The organism is Pedobacter sp. AK013, assembly GCF_014205835.1.
GTDB lineage: Bacteria > Bacteroidota > Bacteroidia > Sphingobacteriales > Sphingobacteriaceae > Pedobacter.
The window spans coordinates 1-11,407 of the sequence record NZ_JACHCQ010000066.1; the positions used below are offsets into that span (position 1 = coordinate 1).

The 11,407-nt window shown below is 40.5% G+C and carries 8 protein-coding genes and 1 pseudogene; 2 read left to right on the plus strand and 7 right to left on the minus strand.

Annotated features, from left to right (window positions below; translation table 11 throughout):
• Positions 1-74: 74 nt before the first annotated feature.
• The 3 genes from HDC90_RS24905 to HDC90_RS24915 form a co-directional block, all read right to left on the minus strand.
• Positions 75-686: a hypothetical protein gene (locus HDC90_RS24905; RefSeq protein ID WP_184471306.1), complete on the minus strand. Its 612-nt coding sequence runs from the start codon at positions 684-686 to the stop codon at positions 75-77.
• Between the two features lie 90 nt (positions 687-776).
• The gene (locus HDC90_RS24910; protein ID WP_184471308.1) at positions 777-1,652 is read right to left on the minus strand and encodes a hypothetical protein; all 876 of its coding nucleotides are present in this window, start codon (positions 1,650-1,652) and stop codon (positions 777-779) included.
• A gap of 68 nt (positions 1,653-1,720) precedes the next feature.
• Positions 1,721-2,479, minus strand: coding sequence for a hypothetical protein (locus HDC90_RS24915; protein ID WP_184471310.1), 759 nt, complete (start codon positions 2,477-2,479; stop codon positions 1,721-1,723).
• Positions 2,480-2,874: 395 nt separating this feature from the next.
• Between HDC90_RS24915 and HDC90_RS24920 the strand changes: the two genes are divergently transcribed.
• The gene (locus HDC90_RS24920; protein WP_184471312.1) at positions 2,875-4,437 is read left to right on the plus strand and encodes a recombinase family protein; all 1,563 of its coding nucleotides are present in this window, start codon (positions 2,875-2,877) and stop codon (positions 4,435-4,437) included.
• 333 nt (positions 4,438-4,770) lie between these two features.
• The gene (locus HDC90_RS24925) at positions 4,771-4,932 is read left to right on the plus strand and encodes a transposase (RefSeq protein ID WP_184471320.1); all 162 of its coding nucleotides are present in this window, start codon (positions 4,771-4,773) and stop codon (positions 4,930-4,932) included.
• A gap of 342 nt (positions 4,933-5,274) precedes the next feature.
• Here the strand turns inward: HDC90_RS24925 and HDC90_RS24930 are convergent, their stop codons facing one another.
• From HDC90_RS24930 to HDC90_RS24945, 4 genes and pseudogenes are all read right to left on the minus strand, one after another.
• Positions 5,275-7,236 carry an OmpA family protein gene (locus HDC90_RS24930; protein ID WP_184471314.1) on the minus strand — a complete coding sequence of 654 codons (1,962 nt, stop codon included), beginning with the start codon at positions 7,234-7,236 and terminating at the stop codon, positions 5,275-5,277.
• Positions 7,237-7,256: 20 nt separating this feature from the next.
• A complete protein-coding gene (locus HDC90_RS24935; RefSeq protein WP_184471316.1) occupies positions 7,257-8,237 on the minus strand; it encodes a type IX secretion system membrane protein PorP/SprF in 981 nt (326 codons plus the stop codon).
• Between the two features lie 108 nt (positions 8,238-8,345).
• On the minus strand, positions 8,346-9,641 hold the full coding sequence (locus tag HDC90_RS24940) for a gliding motility-associated C-terminal domain-containing protein (RefSeq protein WP_184471318.1): 1,296 nt from the start codon (positions 9,639-9,641) through the stop codon (positions 8,346-8,348).
• A gap of 62 nt (positions 9,642-9,703) precedes the next feature.
• Positions 9,704-11,407 (minus strand): annotated as a pseudogene (locus HDC90_RS24945) (hypothetical protein); the annotation flags it as partial.

The window sequence follows — 11,407 nt, forward strand, 5'->3', positions numbered from 1 at the left end:
ACACCATACCTATAGCATCTGCTGCAATCGTTCGCTAGCAATTCAGGTGGTCAGTTTGCCACGGAATCACATGGTCAGTTTCTCCGAAATATACACTCTATTTCAAAAAAGTCTTTATTTAACCACAGATATGGAAGATTTGCTTGTTTAAGAACAAAAGATGCAGAAAGAATTTCAGTTTGATGCGATTTAACCTTAACAGTATAACCAAGATCAATTTTATTAAAACTATAATCCAAACCGACACCAAGGATTTCTAGATCATTATAAATTTGCTTACGCCAATTTTTCACCGTGTCTTTGACCATCTGTAAAAACTTAATACCATTTTCAGCATCAGATTGATGAATAACATTACTTACGTCATAAGAATTTACATCATTGGATACTTCATCTTGAAAGATTACAATCGGAATAGCTGACAATTTAAAATTGTGGTATGAATACGTTTCCAAACTATTTCTAAAAAAATCCACGAACTCCGCAAACTCATAGCCATCCAGGTTAAATTTGGCAATGATTAGATCGACATGAGCTTGAAAAGGAATAATAAGGTTTCTAAATGCGTTAAATGCATCATCTGCCTTATAGTAAAATGATAGCTCATTTTCATTTGAAACAGATTTTAGGACACTTTTATAGTAGTCATTGTCAGTCTCTTTGAAACCAATAAAGATTATATTCATTTTTTGAAGCGCTTTGACGAAGATAGTACAATTGAAAAGAATTATGGACAGTTTTGCCGTTTGCTCCGAAAATTCCGGTTATTAAAATCATCACTTCTTTATTTGCCGAGTCTTTTTCCAGAAATTTGATTTTTGAAGCCGTTCTAGAGTATCCTTATTAGTATGGGCTATCACCGAATCTGTATTTGTGATAATTTTTCTAAGCAGTCTTTTATACTCTATATATCCAATTGTATTCTTAAAATGTGTTATGTCACTTTTTTCTAGAAGGTCAACCGTAATTAGATGTTTCGGAGAAATTATTGCATAAATTTTCTTTCCGTCGTTTAATACTGGGTTGTCGCATATCGGAAAACTAAATCTTTCCAAAGCATACACAGTCCATTTTCCTTCCAAAATCTGGGTAATAGCCAATGCGTGACTATCTTTGTTCATAAAGTATTTCCATTCGTAGAACGCGTCAAGCCTATTATTTTCGGATGCAGAATACTTTTCGAATAAATCTAGCAAATAACGGGAAGCTCTATACGGATGGTAAAAAAGGAATGCGGAAATTTCTACCTTACTCCCATAGTTGTCTATACTACGATGATCTTTCATTAGCCGGAATATAGATTCGTAGCCAATGGATTCTTCAAACATTGAAAAGTGGTTTTCAATATCCATTATCACAATGCTGTTATCATCATCAAATAGGTTTTGCTCCTTTGGAGGCGAACCATCGAATTTAGTAAGTTCCAAATATTCTTCGCGTGTAATTGGTATATGACCAAGTCTTTCCTTATAAAATATTTTCTCGGCTTTGCATGAGTAGATTGTATCTGACTTAATATTCAAAACATGTAACATCTGTGTCCTCGCACTGGGAGCGTTGGCTCCTGCAATTTTGAGGTCATAATATTCAGTGTTCCACAATGCCGACCAAAAGCATGGAACGTAATGGTTGTTATTTGTGGGACCGCTCATGAACTTGCCGCTCCTAAACTTCCAGGATTATATTCAAACATATTTTGTAGATTTTTTTAGCCGAATCATTAAAAATCACTACCACACGGACAAGGTTCAATCAAGTTGTCCGTGTAGTAGTTAAAATAGGTTTTTACTGCATTGAGCGCTTTCAGATAATCTATTTTAAAGGCCATGTTATAAATCTCAGCATAGCTCAATGGTTTTTTCTCCTCACTATATGACTTCATATGGGTCATTTCATCCCTGAGCTTTTTAAGTGAAATGATCGAATCATATTGTGATGAATAAGTCGTATGAAACACCTTTTGCAATGCCTGAGGGACAATATATTTAATCTTCTCCTCAAAGCTGGCATTCCGCTCCAGTTGTTTTTTATTCTGTATAACGGTATTTTTTACCGTCTCTACTTCATATCTAAAATCGTTTGGAATAATACGATTAATGTAGGATTCCATAGCGTTAATCAGCGAAGTTGATGCAATAGAGGCAGCTGCATAAAAGTCGTTGGTACTAACAAAAGTATCATGTGTGCTGTTGAGGGACGATAGAAGTTTTTTTCTCAGATCGGGAATTCTTATGGCATTTTGTCTCCCCATCTCAAATAGGCAGATAACTAGATCAGGTTCGGGCATTATGTAGGTATTTTTACCATCCTTTAATTGGAACATGGAAATAAATTCATTATCGTCATTAAGTCCCCATGCAACCATTCCACTAAGATCAGTCGCTTTGGGTGGAGCTGAAACTGTCATCTGGTTTAATGAGCTCACAACTTCTTCTGAAACCCGTACCTTGCCGAGAAATTTTTTCTTTATATGTTTCATATCGTTAATGCAATATACATTTTTGCTCTTTTTTAACCGAAAACTTATTTGTTCAATTTAATTTTACAAATAAGACGGATTCGCTCCATATGTGCATTTCGTTAAAAAAGTTTCAGTACCATAATCGAACAGATTATATTTTTATCTAAATATTTAGTACCGACAAATAATTCCTTCGGTACTCCCCAATTTCATTGTTAAACATACTACCCTTTTCTTCCAATTATTGTGCGGAGGAAGAGATAAATGCATCAGAAAAAACGAGTAGTAACACCTGAAAAAGTAAAAAAAGTCTTAGCTAAACATGGCACAATTGTTACACTCGAAGAGGCCAGAGAGATATTGGAATTCTATCGAAAATTCGCTAAATTATGGCTTAAACAAGTATTTAAATCATGAAAATTGCAGATTTATACATCAGAGTCAGCACCGATGAACAGGCCGAAAAAGGCTACTCCCAACGAGATCAGGAAGAACGTTTAAAACGATATTGTGAGTTCAACGATATCAAGGTTAGAAAGATCATACATGAAGACCATTCGGCCAAAACATTTAACCGGCCAGCCTGGGAGATATTGCTGTCAGATCTCAAAAAAACAAAAGGAAAATTCAGCGACCTTATTCTGTTTACCAAATGGGATCGTTTCAGCCGAAATGCCGGAGATGCCTACCAAATGATCAGCATTCTGCGGAGATTAGGAATTGAACCACAGGCAATAGAGCAGCCATTGGATTTATCTATTCCAGAAAACAAACTAATGCTAGCCATCTACCTTTCCACTCCGGAAGTAGAAAATGACCGCAGGGCACTTAACGTCATCAACGGGATGCGCAAAGCAAGAAAAGAAGGCAGATGGATGGCTTCAGCACCCGTTGGTTATAAAAACATCACCACTGAAGACGGCAAGAAAATGATCGTTCCCAGAGAACCAGAGGCTACCTTGATGAAAAACGGGTTCGAAACAATCTCCCTGGGCATTCATTCAACAGAACAGGTCTGGAAAGCCCTCAGGGTTGAGGGATTAAAATGTTGCAAAAACAATTTTTTGGTTGCCATGAGAAATCCGGTCTACTGCGGTAAAATATTCATACCGAAATACAAGGATGAGCAGAGTGCTCTGGTACCTGGAATCCATCAGGGATTGGTTTCAGAACAACTATTTTATAAAGTTCAGGATATTATGGATGGCCGTTCTAAGCATGGACCAAAAGGTGCGAAAATTTCATCCACGGATCAGCTTCCTTTGAGAGGCTTTTTACTTTGCTCACGATGCACCCGAATATTAACAGGCAGTGCCTCAAAAGGCAGAGGACGGTACTACTCCTACTACCACTGTTCATCAGCCTGCGGTTGCAGATACAAAGCCGATATAGTTAACAAGGCTATTGTTAACCGTTTAAAAGATTTTATTCCCAAGCCCGGTACAGATGAAGTATGCCTTTTAGTTGTCAACGAAATGTATCAAAATGATTTTTCTGAACTAGGTGAGAGCAGAAAAGAACTTGTCGAAAAAATTGATGCCCTGAATATTAAAGTCAGGAATGCCAGAGAATTACTTCTAAAACGGGATTTTGATAGTAACGATTATAGAATAATCAAAACAGAATGTGAAGAAGAAATTGTTGATCTGGAGAAAAAGTTGTTTGAAATATCTGCACCAAAGGTAAATATCGATCTCGAATTGAAAAAAGCAGCCAAAGTACTTGTAAATCTGTGTTCATTCTATCAGGGAGCAGAAACACCGCTAAAAAGAACTATAATTGGTTCGATCTTTCCTGAAAAATTAAGTTTTAATGGAAAGGAACATCGAACCGCTCGGCTTAATAATTTAGTGTCACTTATCAGCCACATTTCCAGCGAATTACCGGACAAAAAAAAGTGGACAAACGACGTAAAAACGTGTTTGCCCACTTGGGTGGGCCCACCTGGGCTCGAACCAGGGACCAAAAGATTATGAGTCTTCTACCTTATCCGTCCTAAAAAGGACAAAAATCTTTGTTTCTGACTTACAGAAGCAATATAATCACTTTTTCCCAATCTTCAAAATTTTGTTCCGTAACGTATCTGTAACGTTTTTTTATGTGAGTTTCCTTTAGACCATTTTTCGTATTCAGGTGAAAAATGGATATTCTTATACACTAAGGGGCGGTTTTGATAACCCATTCCATTCTTATTGGGCAGTCAACGGTTTTCAAACGGACAGCTCAATTTAGACACATCATATATTAAAAACTATCTTGATGCATAACAAAAATGACAATATGTTGTAAACCTTTCTAATTCAAAAAAGATATATTATTTTACAAGCCACAAAATTAGAAATACACTAGATAATTGGAGCAATGGTCCAGTTGAAGGCAATGTTAACAAACTGAAGACTATTAAACATCAAATGTATGGAAGGGCAAGCTTCGATTCACTCAGAAAAAGATTAGTGTTAGCACCGGATTGACCACCAAAATTGGGGAAGAACCACTTTAAAGCGAAATGGTGTGACAGTTTCAAAAATCAAATTGAGTATTAAGCTCCTTACTTTCTGTAATCTTAAAATATAAGCTTATAAAAGAAAGTGTGTATCCCAATTATCCACTGTCCACCTTTTCTCAAGCTTGACATAAATGCTCTTGTAGACCAGCTTCACAGCTCCCTAGACGACAAATTGCATCTCGTTTTTAACATGCAACTCATAGCTCTAAAATTCAAATTTGTAGTTTTTAAAAGGGCCATGCAGAAACAATAAAATCATCCCTATTTGTTACTGATATGTCTTGCTTGGCCAGTATCTTTTATTAGCTTATTGTTTGGTTATTTTAAATTCAGTTCTCCGGTTAAGCTGGTGTTCGGCCTCGGTACATTTTACACCGTTGGTACATTCATTCAATAATCGGCTCTCGCCATAGCCCTTGGCCGTAATCCTATTCTTGGCAATGCCTCTGTCTATAATGTACTGCACGGCAGAATTGGCCCTGCGCTGTGACAACCGCTGGTTGTACTGATCGTTGCCCCTGCTATCAGTGTGCGAGCCCAGTTCGATCCAGATAGTAGGATTATCCTGCATAATCTTCACCAATTTATCCAGCTCAACGGCTGCATCTGTCCTAATGTTGGCCTTATCAAAATCATAATAGATATTCTCTAATCTGATCGGCTTATTGATAGCAATAGTATCTAGGTAAAGCTGTTTTTCAAGTATGCCAGATTTTTCTAACCCTATAGTAGAAATCTGCTCTTTATCACTTCTGAAACCTGTTTTATCGGCGGTTAGTTCGTAAACTGATCTTTCTTGCAGATCAAAGCTGAACCTGCCCAAACTATCTGTTTCAACCTTTAAATCGCTACCGTCCATTTTGGCCAAGCCTACCGTGGCATTTTTTAAAGGAAGCTTTGTTTCCTTATGGTAAACAACGCCTTTAAGTTTAAGCGCTATTGATACTTTTTGTTGAACATAGCTATAAATATCGTCGCCCCCCATACCTCCTATACGGTTAGATGCAAAATAAATTCTGCCGTCGCCTATGTTGGGGTTAAATGCAAAATCATCTTGTGGCGAATTGATGGGATAGCCCAAATTGTCTATGTTACCAATGCCAGTACCTTTTTTGCTTTTGCTTGCCTTAAAGATGTCTAATCCGCCCATGCCGATACGGCCGTCGCTACTAAAATATAGGTTGCCGTCTCTGTCAAAAACCGGGGTACGTTCGTTGCCCTCCGTATTTACTTCTCTGAGATTCATAGGTTGCCCCCAATCTCCCCCGTTTGTGCGAAAACAGGCATAAAGGTCTGTTCCGCCCATACCACCAGGCATATTGGAAGAGAAATATAGGGTATTGCCGTCTCTAGCTAAATAAGGATCTCCAACTGAATATTCTTCTACCTTATTGTAAGCAAAAGGTACGGGCCTGCTCCATTTTCCTTCCACATTTTTGCTGCTATAGATTTCTACATTAATGGTAAGCAGTTTGTTTCTTTCGCTACCAAGTTTTGGGATCCGGGTTAAGGTAAAATATACTTCGCTGCCATCTGCGCTGAAACTTGCAGCTCCGATATGATAATCTGTTTGTGCAGGCAACGGAAAAAGCGATATGCTATCTTGTGCAGCGACTTTAGCATAAAGACGAAAATAGCCATTGCCGGTCCAGCCATAAGTATTTTTATCAGGGAATTTGGAGCCATCAAATTTTAGGAACGGCTTATGCTCCGACACCTTGTTTTTTTCTGATTTATCTATGCGATCTGAGCTGAACACCGTATATCCGGCATAAATTGCCAGCCCCCAATCTGAGCGGGCACTATTCAATAACTTTGAGTTTTCAATGTTTACAGGCTTGGGAGAGCGCATCCATTGTATGGCCGAATCGCAAGAAAGTATCCAGGTATCCAACTGCTTTGCACTTATGGTGTTTGTTGCTAATGCAGCATATCGACGGTACTGTTGTTTGGCTTCGCTGTATTTTCCATTGGCCAGCAACGCTTTTGCATAGCTCAGCCTGTTAGCAGGCGAACTTCCCGGCATATTGGCAGCAACGGCACCCCAACTCTCGGCTTCTTTATAGTTTTGTATAGCCTGATAAGCCATTGCCAAACGCTCGGCCGTACGCAAAGCCTCCTTTTTCTTCCATGCCTGCTCGTAAAGGTCTATTGCTTTCACATAGTTGAACAGTTCGAATTGCTTATCGGCTTCGTTTACTACGTATTGCGCCATTATGCTTGTAGACAAACTCCATAAAATGATCCCTATAAATAGCGTTTTTTTCATCTGGGTAAACTCCATTTCTCTTAAAAATATCTCGGACTTAGCATTCTTGCATTTCGTTTATTAAAAAAATAGCTGATCGAAATTTCGTGCGTACCGCCACTGTAGCTTTGCAGGGGTCCGATAGAGAAATCGTAGGCATAGCCTATCCTAAGATTGCTTGTTGCAAATACCTGTATTGCAGCCACTGCCGAGTTAAGGCTGCTCAAGTCATTCTGCAAATAGTCTTTATTATAGAGTTTTACACCCGTACGGTACGAACCGCCAATCCATATCCTATCTGCCATGATCAGAAAAGCATTTATATCTAAACTGGTAGGTCCGCCCCTGTCATCCTTTAGCAAAAAAGAAGGTTTGAGCAATATCTGTTGCGACATAGGGAATAATGCTCCAGCCGTGAGGTAATAATGTGGTTTGGGCTTGGGTATAAAGGCATACCTATCAATATCGATATATTGCGAAATAAGGTTATCAGCGCTCAAGCCAGCATAAAACCGATCGCTTGAATAGTAGACCCCAGCTCTGGCATCGGGAACTATAGTACTCTGCATGCCCAAAGGTTGGGAAATTTCAGGATCATTGGGGTTCAGTAAAGCACCGTTGATGCCCAATTGCACGGCTCCTACGCCTACACCAAAGGCCAATCTCGAGCTTCCATCTGCATTGGTACGAATACGATAGGCATAGCTGGCATAGGCAGACTCGTTACGTTGTGCACCGAGCCTGTCGCTCGATAGTTGCAAGGCAAGCCCTACATTGCCGTTGTTGGCAATGGCATCAACTGCTACCGACATGGTTTGTGGAGCACCATTGATGCCAGTCCATTGGCTCCGGTAAAATGCATGCACATTCAATTGCTCGCGGTAGCCCGCATAGGCGGGATTAATATAAATGCCGTTGAACATGTACTGGCTAAACTGCGCATCCTGTTGGCCATAGGCCAAACCGAAGACGAGCTGTAACAGGCCAGCTGTTAATAACTTTTTTATGATTGATCGTTTCATTTTTATTGGTTGTTTTTGTGAGGCCAAGGAAACCCTTCATTGTGCCCTAGCCATGCTCAACGCTGAACACCCGTCTCCAAAATGCCTCACTATTGCCCCATCTTACCTTTACTTCTTAAAAGCCCTCACTAAAGTGACATAACCCTTAAATACCTGCCACTCGCCACCAGCAACTTCCTTCACTCGTAGCACATAGAAATAGGTGCCTTCGTTTAGGCCTTCGCCGGTCCAGTTATTCTTATAATTGCTGGCCTTGTATACTTCGTTGCCCCAACGATTAACAATGGCGATATCATTCTCTGCAAACAGTTCCAATCCACGGATTTCGAAGGTATCGTTAGTACCATCGCCATTGGGCGTATAAAGGTTGGGGATAGCCAATGTACTGCCAGAAACAGAAAATTTGGTGAACCAAACGTTTTTATCCATCGGGTTGGTGGCCATTGCCATATTAAGACGGGTGTGGACGCCAATATTCGGATTGAGGCTCTTGGCAATATCCCATTTATTTACGGCAACGTACTGTGCAATGCCCGCAACAGCATCTTTGAACAGCGACTCGTTAGTGCTTTGGTTATGCTGCAAAGTAACATCTGCCCATAACGGGGCATCGGCGTAAATATGCCATATTCGGTCTATGCCGGTGTTGGGTTTAATGCCCCCAAGCGCTGAGGCAGCATAGTCTTGCACGCTTACGAATAGCTTGCCTGCAGATTTTGTAGTTAAGGTGGCCGGTGTATAATCTCTTTCTGCTATACCAACGGGAAATACAAAAGAACCAGCCCTGGGATATTCTTTTACCATATGGCCAGCTGTGCTGTTGCCGGTTACCACCATCCTATCGGCGCTGTAGCCAGTAATCTTGCCATTGCCGTCAAAAGAAAGGTTATGGCCGTTAAGTATCATATCTGCACCATCAACCGCTAGGTTAAGTTCCTTTCCAATGTTCAGCGAAGCCGAAGCCGCACCAGAGGGATTTGTAGTGCCATACCCCGGATCCTCAACATCTGCCAATACTGCATTGCTGGCATTTCGATGTTCGATCAGCAGCTTAATAAAGGCACCATTATTGCCATCTATGTAAGTAGGGCCAGCTGGCATATCTAAGTAGTAAGGATTGTTGCCGGGATTGTAAATAATAATTTTACCAGTACCGCTAAACTTAGCTCCTGCTGCAATCCAAATATTCCTACTATATATCTCCAAAGTACCGTCTATTACCCAGTCAGCTTCTGGACCAAAGTAATTGCCCTCGGCAAAACGCTGTTCAATAGTACCTTTTTCTATCACCACTGCAGAATTATCTACCGTAACACTTCCAGCTCCGTTTTGTGCTTTTACCTGTATTTTCAAGCTAAATAGCAGGCTAACAAAAAGGATAATTAGGTATCTATAATTTTTCATTTTTTAGCTCCGTTCGTTTTCAGTGATATAAGCACTGTTTATTACTTCTCTACAAAACCTCGTTACTCAATGGGAATAGCAACAATATCGAATTGATCAGCTACATATCCTCCGAAAGTAGCACTAACACCATTTGCATCATTAGCAAAAAGCTGTGCCACCAAATTAACCCCATAAGTACCTGGATTTAAAACTATTGTTCTAGAGCTGCCATTAGTATAATACCCATTTGCTCCGCCTGAAGCAGTGGCCGTAAAGGGGAATGAGTTTGATTGAATTAGGCCGCCCACTGTAAAAGAGGTTCCACTTGGAAGTGCTTGCCATACTAATTGAGCACGAATATTTTTAGGCAATCCATCAGTTATTGGATTTCCATTACTACTAGAAATAGAACCAACACCAAGGTTATAAGAAAATGTGACAGCAGATTTTCTGGTGATGGTGAATGTTTTTGTTGCCATAACCGTTGATGTAGTACCAGCACCATTGGTGGAAATTGTAACTGGAGTTGTAATGGCATCTATGCCGTCTCCTCCCACTAATACTTGGCTATAGCTTGGGCTAACTGTTTTTAAAACGCCGTCTGCATCAGCTACCACTACCTTGTCTGTTGCAGTATTTCCTGCCAGGCCGTTAATATCTCTAATTCGAACATTTCCAGATCCAACATCAAATTGTTCTGAAGGAGCATCGGAGGCGGTAGCTATACCCACTAAACCCTCACCTGTAATACGCATTCTTTCGGCTCCCGAAGTATTGCCACCTGCACTTGTTGAAAATACTAACGGTGCTGGATCTGTTGTCATGTGGGTAGTTATCAACAGTTGTTGAACTCCCGCCCCGGCTGCCGTTAAATTAATCTGACCAATTGGAAAAGACTGGATATCAAAACGATTATAAGTAGGTCCGGAACCTGAACTCAAATACATATCTGCTTCATTAGTATCTTTTGCTACAATGCCAATACGACCATTATTGTCAAAAAAAATATCTCTTTCTGGTGCAGTAAACCTAAGGCTATTTCCCGCTAAATTTACTACTCTGCTATTTGTTAGCGAACCATTTGCATTGTATATATTGACAAAAGATGATGGAGAAATTGCTCTTAATACACCTGTAACTGGATCTGTAACAACAAGATTATCGCTATTTGAACCAGTTTGTAGGCCTTTAACAGCTAAAGTATTAGTAGCATCTGTTACTATATCAGTTGCTTTAATTAAGCCGCCACCTAATTGGATATTATCTGCAGTTTTGGTTAAACCATTATCTGCGGTTACGGTAGCTGTAGTTCCTGCTGGACCCTGAGGACCCGTAGCTCCTGCTGGACCTTTTAATGTTCCACCGTCTAATGCCCAGGTACCACCTATTTTGGTATAGGTTAAACCGGTTGTCGTATCTACATAGGTATCGCCATCGACACCTGTCCCAGCTCCTGGAACTGTCGTTCCACTTAGCATCGATTTACCGTTCGTGCCATTGGTTCCGTTGGTACCTGCTGCTCCCTGTGGACCACGGATATTGCCGTTGGACACCCAGGTCGTGCCGTTATAGACATAGGTCTCACCCGTAGTCGTATTTATGAACGTGTCTCCGTTAGTGCCGGTAGCCGGCAAAGTCGTACCGCTGGTTACAGAAGTACCGTTGGTACCGTTCGTGCCATTGGTGCCGTTAGTTCCCGCAGGGCCTTGGATACCTTGAGCTCCCTGCGGACCGCGGATATTGCCGTTGGACACCCAGGTCGTGCCGTTATAGACATAGGTCTC

Excerpts from the sequence above, each read along its gene's own strand:
- HDC90_RS24905 (WP_184471306.1), bottom strand. The coding sequence starts at position 686 with ATGAATATAATCTTTATTGGTTTCAAAGAGACTGACAATGACTACTAT.
- HDC90_RS24910 (WP_184471308.1), bottom strand. The coding sequence starts at position 1,652 with ATGAGCGGTCCCACAAATAACAACCATTACGTTCCATGCTTTTGGTCG.
- HDC90_RS24915 (WP_184471310.1), bottom strand. The coding sequence starts at position 2,479 with ATGAAACATATAAAGAAAAAATTTCTCGGCAAGGTACGGGTTTCAGAA.
- HDC90_RS24920 (WP_184471312.1), top strand. The coding sequence starts at position 2,875 with ATGAAAATTGCAGATTTATACATCAGAGTCAGCACCGATGAACAGGCC.
- HDC90_RS24930 (WP_184471314.1), bottom strand. The coding sequence starts at position 7,236 with ATGAAAAAAACGCTATTTATAGGGATCATTTTATGGAGTTTGTCTACA.
- HDC90_RS24935 (WP_184471316.1), bottom strand. The coding sequence starts at position 8,237 with ATGAAACGATCAATCATAAAAAAGTTATTAACAGCTGGCCTGTTACAG.
- HDC90_RS24940 (WP_184471318.1), bottom strand. The coding sequence starts at position 9,641 with ATGAAAAATTATAGATACCTAATTATCCTTTTTGTTAGCCTGCTATTT.